At 69.5% G+C, this 18795-nt stretch carries 15 protein-coding genes; 11 read left to right on the top strand and 4 right to left on the bottom strand.

The window, feature by feature from the left end:
• Positions 1 to 306: 306 nt before the first annotated feature.
• The 5 genes from ilvA (at position 307) to JHY01_RS15630 (ending at position 3762) form a co-directional block, all read left to right on the top strand.
• A complete protein-coding gene (ilvA, locus tag JHY01_RS15650; RefSeq protein ID WP_205326594.1) occupies positions 307 to 1521 on the top strand; it encodes a threonine ammonia-lyase in 1215 nt (404 codons plus the stop codon).
• A gap of 3 nt (positions 1522 to 1524) precedes the next feature.
• Complete coding sequence (locus JHY01_RS15645; protein ID WP_205326593.1) at positions 1525 to 2214, top strand: uracil-DNA glycosylase; 690 nt, start codon at positions 1525 to 1527, stop codon at positions 2212 to 2214.
• Positions 2215 to 2237: 23 nt separating this feature from the next.
• Complete coding sequence (locus JHY01_RS15640) at positions 2238 to 2465, top strand: hypothetical protein (protein WP_205326592.1); 228 nt, start codon at positions 2238 to 2240, stop codon at positions 2463 to 2465.
• A 9-nt stretch (positions 2466 to 2474) separates the two neighbouring features.
• On the top strand, positions 2475 to 2756 hold the full coding sequence (locus tag JHY01_RS15635; protein ID WP_205326591.1) for a hypothetical protein: 282 nt from the start codon (positions 2475 to 2477) through the stop codon (positions 2754 to 2756).
• A 184-nt stretch (positions 2757 to 2940) separates the two neighbouring features.
• Positions 2941 to 3762, top strand: coding sequence for an alpha/beta hydrolase (locus tag JHY01_RS15630; protein WP_240192854.1), 822 nt, complete (start codon positions 2941 to 2943; stop codon positions 3760 to 3762).
• Positions 3763 to 4085: 323 nt separating this feature from the next.
• Here the strand turns inward: JHY01_RS15630 and JHY01_RS15625 are convergent, their stop codons facing one another.
• On the bottom strand, positions 4086 to 5393 hold the full coding sequence (locus tag JHY01_RS15625; protein ID WP_205326589.1) for a protein kinase: 1308 nt from the start codon (positions 5391 to 5393) through the stop codon (positions 4086 to 4088).
• Positions 5394 to 5729: 336 nt separating this feature from the next.
• Here JHY01_RS15625 and chvE point away from each other — a divergent pair, with 336 nt between their 5' ends.
• The 3 genes from chvE (at position 5730) to mmsB (ending at position 9797) form a co-directional block, all read left to right on the top strand.
• On the top strand, positions 5730 to 6815 hold the full coding sequence (chvE, locus tag JHY01_RS15620; RefSeq protein WP_205326588.1) for a multiple monosaccharide ABC transporter substrate-binding protein: 1086 nt from the start codon (positions 5730 to 5732) through the stop codon (positions 6813 to 6815).
• Between the two features lie 100 nt (positions 6816 to 6915).
• Positions 6916 to 8469 (top strand): multiple monosaccharide ABC transporter ATP-binding protein, encoded by a 1554-nt coding sequence (gene mmsA / locus JHY01_RS15615; RefSeq protein ID WP_205326587.1) that lies wholly within the window; start codon positions 6916 to 6918, stop codon positions 8467 to 8469.
• Positions 8466 to 9797, top strand: a complete 1332-nt coding sequence (mmsB, locus tag JHY01_RS15610) for a multiple monosaccharide ABC transporter permease (RefSeq protein WP_205326586.1) — start codon at positions 8466 to 8468, stop codon at positions 9795 to 9797. Before mmsA ends, mmsB begins: the two co-directional genes overlap by 4 nt.
• Before the next feature lie 250 nt (positions 9798 to 10047).
• Here mmsB and JHY01_RS15605 read toward each other — a convergent pair whose 3' ends face one another.
• The 3 genes from JHY01_RS15605 to mce form a co-directional block, all read right to left on the bottom strand.
• On the bottom strand, positions 10048 to 11874 hold the full coding sequence (locus JHY01_RS15605) for a DivIVA domain-containing protein (protein WP_205326585.1): 1827 nt from the start codon (positions 11872 to 11874) through the stop codon (positions 10048 to 10050).
• 174 nt (positions 11875 to 12048) lie between these two features.
• Positions 12049 to 13248 carry a cell division protein DivIVA gene (locus JHY01_RS15600; RefSeq protein ID WP_205326584.1) on the bottom strand — a complete coding sequence of 400 codons (1200 nt, stop codon included), beginning with the start codon at positions 13246 to 13248 and terminating at the stop codon, positions 12049 to 12051.
• Positions 13249 to 13476: 228 nt separating this feature from the next.
• Positions 13477 to 13905, bottom strand: coding sequence for a methylmalonyl-CoA epimerase (gene mce, locus JHY01_RS15595; protein WP_205326583.1), 429 nt, complete (start codon positions 13903 to 13905; stop codon positions 13477 to 13479).
• A gap of 32 nt (positions 13906 to 13937) precedes the next feature.
• On the opposite strand from mce, the gene JHY01_RS15590 reads away from it, so the two are divergent.
• The 3 genes from JHY01_RS15590 to JHY01_RS15580 are packed head-to-tail and all read left to right on the top strand — an operon-like array spanning position 13938 to position 18694.
• Entirely contained in the window at positions 13938 to 15098 is a 1161-nt protein-coding gene (locus tag JHY01_RS15590) for an acetyl-CoA C-acyltransferase (protein WP_205326582.1), read from the top strand.
• Entirely contained in the window at positions 15098 to 16033 is a 936-nt protein-coding gene (meaB, locus tag JHY01_RS15585; protein ID WP_205326581.1) for a methylmalonyl Co-A mutase-associated GTPase MeaB, read from the top strand. The genes JHY01_RS15590 and meaB overlap by 1 nt, the downstream gene beginning before the upstream one ends.
• Positions 16034 to 16075: 42 nt before the next feature.
• Positions 16076 to 18694 carry a valine--tRNA ligase gene (locus JHY01_RS15580; protein WP_205326580.1) on the top strand — a complete coding sequence of 873 codons (2619 nt, stop codon included), beginning with the start codon at positions 16076 to 16078 and terminating at the stop codon, positions 18692 to 18694.
• Positions 18695 to 18795 lie beyond the last annotated feature (101 nt).

The following is an 18795-nucleotide window of genomic DNA, read 5'->3' as shown; positions in this document are numbered from 1 at the left end:
GGGATTTACGGTCGGGCGGTCAGTGAAGCATGACCCGCAGGCTTCTTCCTGGTTAAGGATTGACGCTTCGTAGCTTAAGCCTTCCAAATTCGAAGGGTAACGGCGGTCACCCGCTGCGACGTGAAGTGAACGTCGGTTCACACTAGGTGCCACCTGCGGTTTCAATGGATTGACCGATCGCCCATGCGGGATCAAGGACGGCATATCGGTCTACAGTAACCGCTTTCCGGCCTTTGCGCGGGACCATCGGGACCCCGCGCGAACGGCGTCCCGGGCGTCCGCCCGCCGGGGCACTACGATCGAGGCGTGACGCAACTCGTGACACTCAACGACGTCCGCGCCGCGGCGGCCGAACTCGCCGGGATCGTGCGACGCACCCCCCTCGAACCCTCCCGCGACCCCGTCCTCGACGGCGTCCACCTCAAATGCGAGAACCTGCAGCGCGCCGGATCCTTCAAGATCCGCGGCGCCTACATGCGCGTCTCCCACCTGACCGAAGCCGAACGCGCCCTCGGCGTCGTCGCCGCCTCCGCGGGCAACCACGCCCAAGGCGTCGCCCTCGCCGCCTCCACGCTCGGCATCCGCTGCACCGTCTTCATGCCCGAGTCCGCGCCCCTCCCGAAAGTGGCCGCCACCAAGGGCTACGGCGCCGAAGTGATCCTCGGCGGGCACACCGTCGACGACGCCCTCGAAGCGGCCCACCGCTTCGCCGCCGAGACCGGCGCGACCCTCATCCACCCCTTCGACCACCGCGACATCGTCGCCGGACAGGGCACCATCGCCCTCGAGATCCTCGAACAACTGCCCGAGACCGGCACCATCGTCACCTCGGTCGGCGGCGGCGGGCTCATCGCCGGCATCGCCGCCGCCGCGAAGCAGCTCAAACCCGACATCCGCATCATCGGCGTCCAAGCCGAAGGCGCCGCCGCCTATCCGCACTCGCTCGCCGCCGGACGACCCATACGCCTCGACAAGATGCACACCATCGCCGACGGCATCAAGGTCGGCCGCCCCGGCGACGTCCCCTTCGCGCACGTCGCCACCCTCGTCGACGAGATCGTCACCGTCACCGAAGAGGACATCAGCCGCGCCCTCCTCTCCCTCCTCGAACGCAACAAACTCGTCGTCGAACCCGCCGGCGCCACCGCCTACGCCGCGCTCCTCAACTACTCGGTCGACTACGACCCGCCCACCGTCGCCGTCATCTCCGGCGGCAACATCGACCCGCTGCTGCTCATGCGGCTCATCGAACACGGCCTCGGCGCCTCCGGCCGCTTCATGCGCGCCAACCTGCGCTGCCCCGACCGGCCCGGCGCCCTGGCATCGATCCTGCAACTCATCGGCGCCTACGGCGGCAACATCGTCGACGTCTACCACCAGCGCAGCGACCCGCGCCTGTCCGTCGGCGAAGTCGCCGTGGACCTCTCGATCGAGACCCGCGGACCCGAACACGCGACCGAAATCGTTGCGGCCCTGCGCGACGCGGGGTATTTCGTGTCGGTGGAGGGACCTAGCATCTGAGTCATGCAGAAACCGCTTGAAGAACTGATGGAGCCCGGCTGGGCCAAAGCCCTCGCCCCCGTGGCCGACGACGTGGCCAAGATGGGCGAATTCCTCCGCGCCGAAGTGGCCGCCGGACGCCGATACCTGCCCGCCGCCGAGCACATCCTCCGCGCCTTCCAGCAGCCGTTCGACCAGGTCAAGGTCATCATCGTCGGCCAAGACCCCTACCCCACCCCCGGCCACGCCATCGGCCTCTCCTTCGCCGTCGCCCCCGATGTGCGGCCCCTGCCCAAGAGCCTGGTCAACATCTTCAACGAGTACCGCGACGACCTCGGCCACCCACTCCCCGCCAACGGCGACCTCACCCCCTGGGCCGAGCAGGGCGTCCTGCTGCTCAACCGCTCCCTCAGCGTCGCCCCCGGCACGCCCGCCTCCCACAAGGGCAAGGGCTGGGAAGCGGTCACCGAACAGGCCGTCCGCGCCCTGGCCGAACGCGGAGGCGCCGCAGTCGCCATCCTCTGGGGCAACAACGCCCGCGAACTCAAGAGCCTCCTCGGCCCCATCCCCGCCATCGAGTCGGCCCACCCCTCGCCCTTGAGCGCCCGCCGCGGCTTCTTCGGATCCAAGCCGTTCAGCCGCGCCAACGAGCTCCTCAAGGAGCAGGGCGGTGAGCCGGTCGACTGGCGGCTTCCGGCGCTGCAGGAGTCCTAGAACCCGCGGGATACGGTTGACAGGTGATCGAGATCCTGGCGCAGCAAGAGTTCGGGCCGGAGCGCGACCAGGCGATGGCCGGGCCGCTCGGGCTGTTCGTGACCGTGTTCCTCGTCGTCGTGACGATCTTCCTCATCCGAGGAATGAACAAGCACGTCAGGCGACTGAACGAACGGGTCGCGCGCGAAGCCGCCGAGGCGGAGGCCGCCGCAGCTACCGACGCCGGGCGAGACGACCCCGCCCGCGCTTAAGGCCGAGCCATGCCACGCAAGAACCGCCGCCGGAGCGAATCCCGGCGGCCGACCTCGGGCGCCCAGGACCCGAGCCTGATCGACGGCCCGGACGGACCCGTCCGGGTCCGCCGCATCCCCGGCTCCAACGCCGAGAAGCGCTACCGGTGCCCCGGCTGCGACCTCGAGATCCAACCGGGCACACCGCACGTCGTCGCCTGGGCCGACGACGGCGACGGCGACGACCGCCGCCACTGGCACACCGGCTGCTGGAACGCCAGGAGCCGCCGCCAACCGGGACGCTGGCGCTGAACGGCCGAAACCGAACGCCGAAGGGCGGGACCGCGCGGTCCCGCCCTTCGGCGTTCGGTTTCGGCGCACGACCAGGCGACACAGCGGTCGCATCGGGTGACCCTTGCCAGCTGCGCCACACGCCGTATCGCCTCCGGCGAATTCAAGGGATAATTCCGGCGTGGCTGTCATCAGATCCGCGAGCATGCTCCCCGCCAGACGCGAGGCGCTCACGCTCGAAACCGCCGACGGGCTCGAACTCGTCGGCGAACTCGCCCTGCCCGCCGACCGCGAGCCCGAGGCGACCCTCATCTGCGTCCACCCGCTGCCCACCCATGGCGGCATGATGGACTCGCACATCTTCCGCAAGGCCGCCTGGCGGCTCCCCGCGCTGGCGAACATGGCGGTGCTGCGGTTCAACACCCGCGGCACCGAGTCGCAGCAGGGCGCGAGCCAGGGCGCCTTCGACCACGGCGTCGGCGAGCGCTTCGACGTCGCGGCCGCGGTGGAGTACGCGGAGTTCGCGGAGTTGCCGCGGGTGTGGCTGGTCGGCTGGTCCTTCGGCACCGACCTCACGTTGAAGTACGGCCTGGAGCCGAGTGTCGAAGGCGCGGTGCTGCTCTCGCCGCCGCTGCGTTACTCCAAAGAGGACGATCTGGCGCGGTGGGCCGAGGACGGCCGCCCGCTGCTGGCGCTCATTCCCGAGCAGGACGACTACCTGCAGTACCCGGAGGCCAAGCAGCGCTTCGCGGCCGTGCCGCAGGCGGAGGTCGTGGAGATCGAGAAGGGCAGCCACCTGTGGGTCGGCAAGGCCGAAGAGGCCTTGGACCGCATGGTGGGCCGCATTCTCCCCGAGTACGCGCCGCTGCCGACCACGTGGGACGGACCGATGGAACGCGGTGACACCTCCGCCTACGCCAACAAGACCGTGGCCGCTTTCGGAGGCTTCCTGCCGAAGGCAGGACGAGAGAACAGCCTGCCGAAGGCGGCGCAGGAGAACGGCTTGCCGAAGCCGGAGCGCGACTGACCCCGCACGCGAATCGATCCGGGCCCGGCCGCGCAGCAGCGCCGCCGGGCCCTTTCGCACCTGGTTCCTGAAGAAGGCTTCAGGCGGCTTCAGGCTGGCTTCAGGTTCGCCCGCCCATCATGGAGTCACACCGGAAGGACCGGTGCAGACGAGGAGGCGGACATGACGACGAACGAAGCGGCGACACGAGCCGCGAGCCGCGCGATCCGTCGGCGCGCAACCGGATCAGGGCGCGGCAAAGCCCACGGCAGCGCGACGGGCATCGATGGCGCGGTCCTGAAGCGCGTGAACGCGATCGGGGGCGAGCGCGATGCCGAACGCGGTCAGGCGCACTCGAGGAAGTCGGCGATGGCGGCCGGCATGGCCGTGTCGGCGCAGTCGGTGACGGCGACGAGGTCCTCGCCTTCGATGCGCCATACCTTGCGCTGGACCGCGCCTTCGCCGTCGCCGCCGGAGCCGCCCGGGTAGTCGACGGTGGCGGCCACGTAGTCGCCTTCCTCGGCGCACCAGCTGTCGATGATCCGGCCGTCCTCCAACTGCTCGTCGATGCGTCCGCCGAGCACGGCCGGGTCGGAGCAGACGGTGCCGGTGCTCTCGGGGTTGGTCGCGGCGTAGGTAGCCAGGGCGGCGCCGCCGAGCAGCGCTCCCGTGAGTGCGACGCCGGCGGTGGCCGTGGCGATCGACCGCAGTCTCGGGCGCAGGCCGACGCGCTCGCGGCCGGGACGGTAGGGCGCGAGTTCGGTGGAGACGGCGACGGTGACGGGGCGCAGGCCGCGCCGGGGGAGGAGCCCGGTGGCGACGGTGTCGAGCCGCGGGCCCTGGGCCCTGGGTCCCGAGAGGGAGAGGCGGGTGAGCTGTTCGCGGAAGGCGTCGGCGGTCGGGCGGCGGCGGGGGTCGGGACTGAGGGCGGCGCCGATCATGTCGGTGAGTTCGGCGTCCACGCCGGGGATGTGCGGCACGGGGGCGGCGCGCAGGAGGGGGTCGGCGGCGTCCTCGCGGGCGTGCCGGACCCATGGGAGCCTTCCGCCCAGGGCGGCGTAGAGGACCGTGGCGAGGGCGTAGACGTCTCCGGAGGGGCTTGCGGCCACCTCTCCCGCGACGGCCGCGTCGAGGTGCTCAGGGGCGGTGTAGGGGGTGGGGGGGAGGGGGGCCGCCAGGACGGGGGCGGTGACGTCGTAGGCGGTGAGTTGGAGGTGGTGGCCGGTGCCGACGAGGATGTGGGAGGGCTGGATGGCACCGTGGATCAGGCCGGCGCGGTGGTAGACGGCGACGGCGTCGCTCAGGGCCACGCCGAGGGCGCGCACCTGCCCAGGGGGCATCGGCCCCTGCTCGGCGAGGAGGTCGGCGAGGCTGCGGCGGGCGGTGCCGACGGCGAGGTAAGGGCGGCCGTTCTCGGTGAGCCCTACGGCGGTGCAGGGGGACAGGTGGGGGTGGGCGGGGAGGCCGGTGAGTTTCGCCGCCCATTCGAGGAACACTTCGCGTCGGGAGCCGTCGACCCGCTCATGGGCGACGGTGACGCACAGCAGATCGGTGGGGCCTGTCGCGACGGTGCCGCTGAAGACGCTGCACACCGAGTCCCGGTGCAGTAAACGGTGCACGGCGGCGGGTCCGATGGTCTGGGTGGACGACATCCTCACCTCCTCCGGGGGGTCAGCTGTTCGGTGTCGTGATTTGGCACTAAATGTGAGGCTAACCCATCCGAATGGTCGAGTGGTAGTCGGCCGTAGAGATGTGGGACGATCGGGTGAGGAGATCGATACACACAGTTATTCTCATTGAGGCGTCTCGGGTTCGATGTGCCGCGAGAGCGCGGAGTGTCGGAATTCGTCGAGGTTGGAAAGCAACGATTCGGACACGAGACGCATCCGCTGTTGACGGTTGTGGAAAAACGTTGAACTATCGATTCCGTCTTGACCCCAGGGCGACGTAGGTCATGCACCGAAACCGCCCGGTACGAAGGAGTACTAATGAACGTCAATCGACGTCACCTGATGACCGGAACCATCGGCGCGGCCGCAGTCGCCATGGTCGCCTCCGCCTGCGCCTCTGAAGACGGCGGCGGCGACGGCTCGGGCGGCAAGAAGGTCGGCATCGCGATGCCCACGAAGACCTCCGAGCGCTGGATCCTGGACGGCAACAACCTGAAGGATTCCTTCGAGGCCGAGGGCTACGAAGTGACCCTCCAGTATGCGAACGACGTGGCCGCCGACCAGGTCAGCCAGATCGAGACCATGGTCGGCCAGAACGTGGACGTGCTCGTCATCGCCGCGATCGACAACAAGTCCCTCAGCGGCGTCCTCGCCCAGGCCAAGGGCCAGGAGATCACGGTCATCGCCTACGACCGCCTCATCCTGGACACGCCGGACGTCGACTACTACGCGTCGTTCGACAACACCAAGGTCGGTACCCTGCAGGGCACCTACATCGTCGAGGCTCTCGACCTGGCCAACCAGGCCGGCCCGTTCAACATCGAGCTTTTCGCCGGGGCGTTGACCGATAACAACACCAAGTACTTCTTCAACGGCGCCTGGGAGGTCCTGGAGCCCTACGTCACCGGCGGCCAGCTCGTCGTGAAGTCCGGCCAGACCTCGCTCGAGCAGATCGCCACCGAGAACTGGGACGGCGCCGTCGCTCAGGAGCGCATGGACAACATCCTGTCCAACTTCTACAACGACGGCTCCGTCGTCGACGCGGTCCTCGCGCCGTACGACGGCATCAGCCGCGGCATCGTCGCCTCGCTCCAGGGCGGCGGCTACACCACGATGCCCGTGATCACCGGCCAGGACGCCGAGGTCGAATCGGTGAAGTACATCATCGAGGGCCTGCAGTCGATGACCGTCTACAAGGACACCCGCGCCCTCGCCGACACCACGGTCGACATGGTCGTCGCGGTCCTCGGCGGCGAAAAGCCCGACATCAACGACAACGAGACCTACGACAACGGCAACAAGGTCGTTCCCGCCTACCTGCTGGAGCCGGTCAGCGTGGACGTGAACAACTACCAGGAAATCGTCGTCGACTCCGGCTACATCGAGGCCGACGAACTGGCCTAAGCGGTCACCGCAAGACCTTTCTCTCAGGGACGCCCTGCCCGCCATGGGCGTCCCTGAACCTCTCCCCAGAGCAGTCCAATCTTCCACATAGGACGAATCAATGTCTGAAGACATCCTCCGAATGCGGGGGATCACCAAGCGTTTCCCGGGCGTGCTCGCACTGTCCGGGGTCGCGTTGGGGGTCAAGCGGGCCACGATCCACGCACTCGTCGGCGAGAACGGCGCCGGCAAGTCGACGCTGATGAAGATCCTGTCGGGCGTCTACGCCTTCGGGGACTTCGACGGCGAGATCGAATTCGACGGCGAGCCCGCCCAGTTCAAGAACATCCGCGACTCCGAAGCCGCCGGCGTCGTCATCATCCACCAGGAGCTCGCACTCGTCGGGGAGCTCTCGATCGCCGAGAACATCTTCCTCGGCAACGAGCGCAAGCGCGGCGGAGTCATCTCCTGGGACCGCACCAACGCCGAGGCCGCCCGCCTCATGCAGAAGGTCGGCCTCCACGACAACCCGGCCACACTGGTCGAGAAGATCGGCGTCGGCAAGCAGCAGCTCGTCGAGATCGCCAAGGCCCTGTCCAAGGACGTCAAACTCCTGATCCTGGACGAGCCGACCGCCGCGCTCAACGACTCCGACTCCGAGAACCTCCTGGAACTGCTCCGCCAGCTCCGCGAGGAAGGCGTCACCAGCATCATCATCTCCCACAAACTGGGAGAGGTCCTGTCGGTCGCCGACCGGATCACCGTGCTGCGAGACGGCCAGTCGATCGAGACGCTGGACACCGAGGCCGACGCCGTCACCGAGGACCGACTCATCAAGTCCATGGTCGGCCGCGACCTCGAGCACCTGTTCCCGCCGCACGAACCGAAGATCGGCGAGATCTTCTTCGAAGTCAACGACTGGACCGTGCACCACCCGGAACAGCGCGACCGGGTCATGGTCAACAAGGCGTCGCTCAACGTCGCCCGCGGCGAGATCGTCGGCTTGGCCGGACTCATGGGCGCCGGCCGCACCGAATTCGCGATGAGCGTCTTCGGCCGCAGCTGGGGCTCGAACATCTCGGGCGAGGCCACGATGGACGGGAAGCGCCTGCACCTGCGCAACGTCCCCGAAGCCATCGAATCCGGGCTGGCGTACGCCACCGAGGACCGCAAGCACTACGGCCTGCACCTCGAATACGACCTGCGGGAGAACTTCACCCTCCCCGGGCTCGACCGGCTCTCCACCCGCGGCGTCGTCGACCAGGACAAGGTCAACGCGGTCTCCGAGCGGCTCCGCACCGATTTCGGCGTCAAAGCGCCGTCGGTCTACTCGCTCGCCGGAAACCTCTCCGGCGGCAACCAGCAGAAGGTCGTGCTCGGGAAGTGGGTCTTCACCGAACCCGAGCTGCTCATCCTCGACGAACCGACGCGAGGCATCGACGTCGGCGCCAAGTACGAGATCTACGAGCTGATCCACAGGCTGGTCGACCAGGGCAAGGGAGTGCTCATGATCTCCTCGGAACTGCCCGAGCTGCTCGGCATGTGCGACCGCATCTACGCGATGAGCGCAGGCCACATCACCGGTCAGGTCGACCGGGCCAACGCCACACAGGAAGAGCTGATGCGTCTCATGACCCTTGAGACCGCCAGCGGGGGAGAAGAGCAACGCCAATGACCACCGTCCCTACCAAGACCCGGCCGAGCCTGCTCTCGGCAGTGCGCAACATCAACCTGCGCGCCTACGGCATGATCATCGCCCTGGTGCTGATCATGATCCTGTTCCAGGTCCTCAACGTGACCCTGCAGAACGAAAACTTCATCACGCCGCTGAACATCACGAACGTGATCCTGCAGAACTCCTACATCCTGATCCTCGCGATCGGGATGATGCTGGTCATCGTCAACGGCCACATCGACCTCTCGGTCGGCTCCGTGCTCGCGTTCTGCGGCGCCATGGCCGCGACCGCGCTCGCGGACTGGGACTGGCCCTGGTACGCGGCGGTGCTCTTCGCCGTGGCCCTCGGTGCCTTGATCGGCGTCTGGCAAGGCTTCTGGATCGCCTACGTGCGCATCCCGGCGTTCATCGTGACCCTCGCCGGCATGCTCATCTTCCGCGGACTGACCCTCAAGGTCCTGGGCGCGGAGACCAAGGGCACCACCGGCACCTTCAACGAGCTCGCCTCCGGCTACCAGTTCATGGGCGTCGACCTGCGCGTGCCGACCCTCGTGGTCGGCATCGCGGGCGCGGCCCTGTTCGTGTTCTTCTCGGTCCGCAGCCGGCGCCGCCAGGTGAAGGCGGGCATCGCCGCGTCCTCCCAGACGACCTGGCTGATCAAGACCGCGGCGCTCGCCGCCGTCATGCTCGCGGCCGCTTACACGTTCTACTCCTACAAGGGCCTGCCGATCATCGGCTGGATCCTGCTGGGCCTGGTCCTGCTGTTCACGTTCATCGCGAACCGCACCGTGTTCGGCCGCCACGTCTACGCGGGCGGCGGGAACGAGAAGGCCGCGATGCTCTCGGGCGTCAAGACCAAGCAGACCACGTTCGGGGTCTTCGTGATCATGGGCGCGCTGGCCGGCCTCGCGGGCGTCATCGTGACCGCCCGCCTGCACGCGGCGACGCCGGGCGCGGGCAACGCGTTCGAGCTCGACGCGATCGCTGCCTCGTTCATCGGCGGCGCCTCGGTCACCGGCGGCGTCGGCACCATCATCGGTGCGGTCATCGGTGGTCTCGTGATGGGTGTCCTGCGTCAGGGCATGCAGGTCCTCGGCATCGCGACCGACACGGTCCAGATCATCCTGGGCCTGGTCGTCCTCGCCGCGGTCCTGTTCGACGTGTGGAACAAGAAGCGCGCCACCGGCGGCGGCCTGATGCCGCCGATCGTCGGCACCACCCCGGGCGGTTCGGGCGACTCGAAGCGCAAGGCCAAGGAGGGCATCGACAAGGAGCCCACGACGGCCGGAACGCTGAACGCGACCACTGACGACAAGCCGATCTCGTGATCGGCCACCGGTAGTGGACCCAGGGCCCGCGGCGCGAACGCGCTGCGGGCCCTCTCTGCAATCGGCCGTCCACAAGCCCCCACCCACCACTGGAGGGGAAAGGACTGTAGGGCCAGCGTCCATCGTGGGTACGACAAGAGCGGGGGCCGCGGGCCGCGGTGGCCCCCGTTGGAGTCCCCCGCACGGGTGGGCGATACGGAAGGGCCCGGTGCGGATCTCCGCACCGGGCCCTTCCGTTCGCTTGTCCCGCTTACGAGGACGAGACCTTCTCCGTGGCCCCGCTGCTCTGCTTGCCGCCGCCCGCGGGGCGCTTGCGGCCGGTGGTCGGCTTGTTGACGGCCGCCTCCGACGCCGGTGCGTCCTTCGCGGCCGGCTCTCCGGCCTTCGCGGGCGCTTCTTCGCCGCGGCCCGCACGGGCCTCTTCGACGAGCTTCTTCGCCTGCGCCCGGGCCGTCGCGAGGATCGCCTCCGAGTCGCGCCGCGCGGTCTGCTTGGCGGTCTTGGAGAGCTCCTCGGCGCGGCGCTTCGCGTTCTCGGCCTTCTTCTCGGCCTCGGTCACGTACTGGTCCCGCTCGGACTTGATCTGCTCGGCCTCCAGGCCGGCCTGCTCGAGGATCCGGGCGGCCTCGGCCTTCGCCTCGGCGAGCAGCCGCTCGCGCTCGGCCTCGATCTCGGCCAGCTGCGCGCGGGCACGCTCCACTTCGGCCTCTGCCTCGACCTTCGCCCGGTCGGCGTTCTCGCGCAGCTTCGTGGCCTCCGCGGCGGCCTCGGCGGTGACCCGCTCGGCCTCGGCAGCGGCCTCCTCGCGCAGCCGCTTCGTCTCGGCGGCGGTCTCCTCACCCAGCTTGCGGGCCGCGATCTCGGCGGCTTCGCGCTCCTTGCGGGAGGCGTCGGCCGCCTCCTCGCGGAGCCGCTGGGTCTCGCGCTCGGTCTCCTCGGCCAGCCGCAACGCGCTCGCCTCGGCGGCCTCGCGCTCCAGTCGGGCGGTCTCCTCGGCATCCGCGGTGAGCTTCGCGATCTTCTCGTCGGTCTCGGACGTGAGCCGCTGCGCCTCGGCCTCGGCCTCCTCCAGACGCCGCTGGGCGTCGAGACGGAGCCGCTTGGCCTCGTCGGCGGCCTCGGTGCGCGTCAACGTCGCGTTGTCGGCGGCCTCCGCCCGCACCCGCGTGGCCTCGTTCTCGGCCTCGGTGCGGACGGTCTGCGCGAAGGTCTCGGTCTCCTGCTTGAACTTCTCGAGGTTCTCGACGGCCTCGGTGCGCAGGTCCCGCAGCTCCGCCTCGTGCTCGGCGCGCTTGCGCTCGGCCTCGGCCTCGGCTTCGGCGGCGATCCGGTCGGCCTTCTCGCGGGCCTCGGCGATCGCCTGCTCGGATTCGTGGGCGGCGTCGTCCTTGAGCTGCTGGGCCTCGGCCCGGAGGCGTTCGACGTGAGCGACCAGCTGCCGGGTCTGCTCGTCAGCCGCGGCGCGCTTGTTCTCGGCGTCCTGCTCCGCCTCGGCCACGAGGGCGGCGGCGCGCTCCTTCGCCTGGTCCACCATGGCCTGCGCTTCGCGGGCCCGCTTGTTGATCTCGGCGTCGATGATCGCGCGCCGGTCGGCCTCGGCCTTCTCGGCGGCGGCCCGCCGGGCCTTCAGCGTGGTCTCGAAGTCCTTGCGGGCCTGCTCGATCTGTGCTTCGGCCTCGCGGAGACGCTGGTCGGCGCGATGGTGCAGATGCTGGGTCTGCGCGTGGGCGTTGGCCTTGATCTCCTCGGCCTGCTCCTCCGCGAGGGTCAGCATGTGCTCGATGCGGACGCCCAGATGCCGGTAGGAGGCCTTGTCGCCGGCGGCGCTGCGCCGCCTGAGCTCCTGGATCTGCGCCTGCAGCTGCTGGATCTGGATCACCAGCCGGTCGATCTGCGCGACCGCTTCGGCTCGTTCACCTGCGAGGGTGTCCATCTGGAGCTGCATCTGCTGCAGGAACCGCTTGACTTGACCCTTGTCGTATCCGCGCAAGGCGGTCTCGAACTCGTACTCGACGGGTCCACCCTCGTTGAATCCGGTCAGCAGTTCCGAGTCGTCCAGTCTGTCTTCACGCGCCATACCCTCATCCTCACGTAAGCCGCGTCCCGCCACCGCCGGCAAGGGACCGGATGTGACGGGACGCGGCCGAAGCTGTGGTTCCTCCACCGTCGACCTACGCCTGCGATCATTCTTCACGGTCGCAGACTTCGACGGTAACGCGGATTCGCCAGGTTTACTTGTCGTCCTGTTTTTCTACTTGTCGTCGCCCTGTTGTCCAAGGGCGCCACCGAGGGCGCCGCTGACCAGACCGCTGAGGTTGCGCAGGGTCTCCTGCACCTGGTCCCGCTTCGCGGTGAGCTCGGCCACCTTGGTCTCGGCGTCCGTCGTGACGCGCTCGGCGTCCGACTTGGCGTCGGCCAGCAGGCGCTCGGCTTCGGCCTTCGCGTCCGAGACGAGCTTCTGCGCGTCCTTCTTGGCCTTGCTGGTGGTCTCCTGCGCGTAGTTGTCGGCCTCGGAGCGCTTCTCCTCGCCGCGGGTCTCCGCGGCCTTGGCGCGCTCTTCGGCGTCGCGGGCGCGGTTCTCGGCGTCGGAGACGAGCTTCTGGGTCTCGGCGACCGCGCGGGTGTGGCGGTCGGACTCCTCGCGCTCGGCCTTCTCCTTGCGCTCGGCCAGTTCGAGGTCGAGGGCCTGGAGGTCCTTGTCGCGCTTCTCCTTCGCCTCGGCGAAGAGCTTCGCGGCCTCGGCGCGCTTCTCCTCCGCCTCGCGGGCGGCCTTGGCGCGCAGCTGGGTGATCTCGCGGTCGGCCGTGGCACGGAGGGTCGCGACCTCGCGCTCGACGGACGCCTTGAGTTCGGCCACTTCGTGACCGGTGGCGGTGCGCAGCTGCTTGGTCTCGCGCTCGGCGTCGGCGCGGAGGGTCTCGCATTCGCGGCGGGCGTTGGTCCGCAGCTCCGCGACCTCGCGCTCGACCTGGGTGCGCAGGGTGTTGGCCTCGCGCTCGGCGTTCTGCTTCAGGGAGCCGGCCTCGCCGCGGGCGGCGTCGGTGATCTCGCGGGACTCGAGGCGGGCGGCCGAGAGGATGCCCTCGGTCTCGCGCTTCGCCTCGGCGCGGTGCTCGTTGGCCTGCTCCTCGGCCAGCCGCAGGATCTGCTCGACGCGGGTGCCGAGTCCGGAGAGCGTCGGGCGGGTGTTCTCCTCGAGCTGCTTCTGCTGCTCGGCGAGACGCTGCTCGAGACCCTGGATGCGCTGCTCGGCCTGGCGCAGACGACGCTGGGCGTCCGTCATCCGCTGCTCGGCCTCTGTCCGCTGCGACTCGGTCTGCTTCAGCTTGCCGAGGTTCTTCGAGATGAACTCATCCACCTGGTGACGGTCGTAACCCCGCAACTGGACGGGGAACTCAGGCACCGATTGGTCGTTGTCGAAAAAGGTACTGCTGGAGGGCTGCTGCGACATGGACCAATACTTGCAGACGCGACGGCGAATGTCGACAGCAAGGTCAGGGGTTTATGAGGGGCGAACCACCCGCAACACTAGCCGCAAAACGGGCGAAATCCTTGAAACGACACGGAACTCGTGTGCGGTGAAGTTTCGGTGTCCGCCAGGTGTCACCCGATTGGCGTCATCAATCCGACAGCGATCGTGACCGTCTCGTCGCCCTCCGACAGCGGACCTGCAAGCGCCCTATGCGGGTTCGACGAGTTCGACCAGGACGCCCCCGGCGTCCTTCGGGTGCACGAAGTTGATCTTGGAGCCCGCGGTGCCCTGGCGCGCTTCGTCGTACAGCATCCGGCAGCCTCTTGCCCGCAGCGCGGCCGCCGCCGCCTCCACGTCCTCGACGGTGAAGGCCAGCTGCTGCAGCCCCGGCCCCTTCGAACCGATGAACTTCGCGATCGGCGAGGCGTCCCGCAGCGGCGCGAGCAGCTGCACCTGCGCCCCGCCCTCCGGCCACGCGACCATCGCCTCGACCACGCCCTGCGTCTCGTTCACCTCGCGGTGCACCTCGGTCCCGCCGAGCGCCCCGGCATACCACTCCAGGGCCGCATCCAGGTCCGGGACCGCGATCCCGACGTGATCGATGCGCCGCAAGCCGATTCCCTCAGTGAACGTCATACCATCGAGGGTATCGACCAACGGAGGTCTTCATGAACGACGACAGCACCGTCATCCTCGCCAGTGCCCGGACACCCATCGGGCGCTTCAACGGCGCGCTCGCCGACATCCCCGCCACCGATCTGGCCGGGACCGCCATCAGAGCCGCACTCGAGCGGGCCGGCGTCGCCCCTGAGCAGGTGGACCAGGTCATCCTCGGCCAGGTCCTGCCCGCCGGATGCGGCCAGAACCCCGCCCGCCAGGCCGCCGTCGCGGCCGGGCTGCCCATGAGCATCCCGTCGCTCTCGGTCAACAAGGTCTGCCTCTCGGGGCTCACCGCCGTCGGCCTGGCCGACCAGCTCCTGCGCGGCGGCGCCGCCGACGTGATCGTCGCCGGGGGCATGGAGTCGATGAGCCGCGCGCCGCACCTGCTGCCGGGCTCGCGCCGCGGCTTCAAGTACGGCGGGGCCGTGCTCCTCGACCACCTCGCCCACGACGGCCTCACCGACGCCTACGACGGCATCTCGATGGGCGAGTCCACCGAGCGCCATCTCAAGGGCCGCTCGATCACCCGCGAGGACCAGGACGCCTTCGCCGCCTACTCGCACCAGCGCGCCGCCAAGGCCGCCGAGCGGCTCGCCGAGGAGATCACCGCCGTCGAGACCCGCAAGGGCCTCGTGGACGCCGACGAGGGCGTCAGGCCCGATTCCACCGCCGAGGGCCTGGGCCGGCTGCGTCCGGCTTTCACCGAGAACGGCACCATCACGGCCGCCACGGCCTCGCAGATCTCCGACGGCGCCTCCGCGCTCGTCCTGGCCAGGAAGTCCACCGCCGTGGCGAACGGCTGGGCCTGGACCGCCGAGATCCTGGCGTACGCCACCGTGGCCGGGCCCGACAACTCGCTGCTCGACCAGCCCGCCAACGCGATCGCCAAAGCCCTCGCGAAGGCCGGTGTCGCGGCCGCCGACCTCGACGTGGTCGAGATGAACGAGGCCTTCGCCGCGGTCGTCCTGGCCTCGGCCGAGTCCCTGGGCGTGGACCTGGAGAAGGTCAATCCCGACGGCGGCGCGATCGCGCTCGGGCACCCGATCGGGGCCTCCGGCGCGCGCCTCGCCCAGACCCTCGCCCGCCAGCTCGGCCCCGGCCGGCTCGGCGCCGCGGGCCTCTGCGGGGGCGGCGGCCAAGGCGACGCGATCGTCCTCAAGGGAGCTTGATGCAGGTCGCAGACCTGGTGGCGGCGGCCCGAGCGGGAGACCGCCGGGCCACCGCCCGCCTCATCACCGCCGTCGAGAACGGCACCACGTTCGTGGACGGCTCAGGCGCACCGGAGATCGCGCGCCTCGTGAAAGGCGGCGACGCCACGATCGTCGGCGTCACCGGTTCGCCGGGCGTCGGCAAGTCGACCCTCGTCTCCGCGCTGATCGCCGCGTGGCGTGAGGCGGATCTTCGCGTCGGCGTGCTCGCCGTGGACCCCTCGAGCCCCTTCAGCGGCGGCGCGATCCTCGGCGACCGCGTCCGCATGGCCGACCACGCCCTCGACGACGGCGTCTACATCCGCTCCATCGCCACCCGCGGCCACCTCGGCGGCCTCGCCGCGACCACGGGCGCGGCCGTGCGCCTCCTCGAAGGGCTCGGCTTCGACGTGGTCATCGTCGAGACGGTCGGCGTCGGCCAGGCCGAGGTCGAGATCGCCTCCCTCGCCGACACGACCCTCCTGCTGCTCGCCCCCGGCATGGGGGACGGGATCCAGGCCGTCAAGGCCGGGGTCGTGGAGATCGCCGACGTGTACGTCGTCAACAAGGCCGACCGGCCCGGCGCCGACGGCACCGTGCGCGACCTCCGCGCCCTCATGAGCCTCGTCCGCCGCGAACCCGGCGAATGGCGCCAGCCCATATGCAGCACCGTCGCCTCCGAAGCCAAGGGCATCGACGACCTCGTCGCCGCCATCACCAAGCACCGCGACTGGCTCGCCGGCGGCGACCACCTCGCCGACAAGCGCCGCCGCCGCGCCGCCGCCGAGATCCGCGCCCGCGTCGACGCCGAGCTCCGGCGCCGCTACACGGTGAGCGAGGAGCTCGCCGAACAGGTCGCGAACGGCGAAACGGACGTGGCGAGCGCGACCCGAAGGGTCCTGGGCGACACCTCGTAAACCGCTTCGCGCCGCGCCATCCGCGCTACATACACTTGGGTGGTGACAGACGAAGCGAAGCAGACACCGGACCTGGAAACCCATCTCCCGAAGACGTACGCGCCCGTAGAGGTAGAGGCGCGACGCTACGAGAAGTGGGTAGCCGACGGTCGCTTCAAGGCTTCCGACGACTCGGACCGCGACCCTTACGCGATCGTGATCCCGCCGCCGAACGTGACCGGCCAGCTGCACCTCGGGCACGCGCTCAATCACACCCTCATCGACTGGATGGTGCGCCGCGAGCGCATGCGCGGCAAGGAGGCCCTGTTCCTGCCGGGCACCGACCACGCCGGGATCTCCACGCAGAACGTGGTGGAGCGCCAGCTCGCCGACAAGGAGGGCCTCTCCCGCCACGACCTGGGCCGCGAGGCGTTCGTGGCGAAGGCGTGGGAGTGGAAGGACACCTACCACGAGCGCATCAGCTCGCAGATGAAGAAGATCGGCGACGGCGTCGACTGGGACCGCGAGCGGTTCACCCTCGACGAGGGCCTCTCCAGCGCCGTGCAGACGATGTTCAAACGCATGTACGACGACGGCATGATCTACCGCGCCGAGCGCATCATCAACTGGTGCCCGCGCTGCATGACCGCGCTCTCCGACGCCGAGGTGGAGCACCAGGACGACGCGGGCGAGCTCGTGTCGATGCGCTACGGCGACGGGGACGAGTCGATCGTGGTCGCCACGACCCGGCTCGAGACGATGCTCGGCGACACCGCCGTGGCCGTCCACCCCGACGACGAGCGCTACCGGCACCTGCTCGGCACCACCGTTGAGGTGCCGTTCACCGGGCGCCGCATCCCGATCGTGGCCGACACGCACGTCGACCCCGAGTTCGGGACCGGGGCGGTGAAGGTGACCCCGGCGCACGACCCGAACGACTTCGCGATCGGCCAGCGCCACGACCTGGACTCGATCCTCATCATGGACGAGCGCGGCGTGATCACCGCGCACGGCCCGTTCCAGGGGCTCGACCGGTTCGAGGCGCGTTCGGCGATCGCCGCCGCGCTGCGGGCCGACGGCCGGATCGTGGCCGAGAAGCGCCCGTACATGCACGCCGTCGGCCACTGCGAGCGCTGCGACACCACTGTGGAGCCGCGGCTGTCGATGCAGTGGTTCGTGAAGGTGGAGCGCCTGGCGAAGATGGCCGGTGACGCGGTCCGCAACGGCGAGACGAAGATCTACCCGCCGGAGATGGAGAAGCGCTACTTCGGGTGGGTGGACAACCTGCTCGACTGGTGCATCTCGCGCCAGCTGTGGTGGGGCCACCGGATCCCGATCTGGTACGGCCCGAACGGCGAAGAGGTGTGCGTGGGCCCGGGCGAGACCGCCCCGGAGGGCTACACGCAGGACCCGGACGTGCTCGACACGTGGTTCTCGTCGGCCCTGTGGCCGTTCTCGACGTTCGGCTGGCCGGAGGAGACCCCGGCGCTGGAGAAGTTCTATCCGACGGCCGCGCTCATCACCGGCTGGGACATCATCTTCTTCTGGGTGGTGCGGATGATGATGTTCGGGACCTACGCGATGGGCAAGGCGCCGTTCTCCGAGGTGGTCCTGCACGGCCTGCTCCGGGACAAGAACGGCGTGAAGATGTCGAAGTCCCTGGGCAACGGCATCGACCCGCTCGAGGTGGTCGACCGGTTCGGGGCCGACGCGCTGCGGTTCATGCTGGCGCGCGAGGCCAACCCGGGCGCTGACGGCATCGCCTCGATCGAGCTGGCCGAGGTCGCGAGGAACTTCTGCAACAAGCTGTGGAACGGCACCCGGTTCGCGCTCATGAGCGGCGCCACCGTGGAGGGCGACCTGCCCGCGGACCCGTCGCTCGTCGACCGGTGGGTCCTCTCGCGACTGTCGGGCACCGTCACGACGGTGGACGCCCACCTGGAGCAGTACGAGTTCGCGAAGGCGATGGACGTGCTCTACCACTTCGCGTGGGACGACGTGTTCGACGTGTACCTGGAGCTGACCAAGCCGGTGCTCGCCGCGGGCGGCCAGGCCGCCGAGGACACCCGCCGGGTGCTCGGCCACGTCTTCGACCAGCTGCTGCGCCTGCTGCACCCGGTGATCCCGTTCGTCACGGAGGAGCTGTGGCTGACGCTCACCGGCACTGAGGAGCGGGGCGACTCGCTCACCGTGGCCGCCTGGCCGACGCCGTCCGGAGTGGACGAGGAGGCCGAACGGCTCGTGGCCGCCATGCAGCATGTGGTCGTCGAGGTGCGGCGCTTCCGCTCGGACCAGGGCGTCAAGCCGGGCCAGCGGGTGGCCGCGCGCATCACCGGCCTCGACGCGGCGGGACTGGGCGACCAGGAATGGCTCATCCGCTCGTTCGCGAAGCTCGACGCCGAGGCCGAAGGCTTCGCGCCGACCGCCGAACTGGCCGTCTCGGACCAGGTCACGGTCGCGCTCGACACGTCGGGCACGATCGACGTGGCGGCCGAACGGGCCCGTCTCGACAAGGCCCTCAAGGCCGCCGAGAAGGAGCTGGCCGGGACGACCGGCAAGCTCGGCAACGAGGCGTTCCTGGCGAAGGCGCCCGATGCGGTGGTCGACAAGATCAAGGCGCGCAAGGCGACCGCCGAGGCCGACATCGCGCGCATCACGGCGCAGCTCGAACGACTGGCGTAATGCGGAGGCGGGCGCCCCCCCCGGGGGCCGCCCCCCCCGCCCCCCCCCCCCATTTTTGCGGGCAAACATTGGCCACAAGGGGGTGATGGTTTAACCCCAAC

The organism is Glycomyces sp. YM15, assembly GCF_016918015.1.
In the GTDB taxonomy this organism is placed as follows: Bacteria; Actinomycetota; Actinomycetes; order Mycobacteriales; family Micromonosporaceae; genus Glycomyces.
Note: the sequence above shows the minus strand (reverse complement) of the source record. Positions and strands in the feature narration are given on the sequence as shown.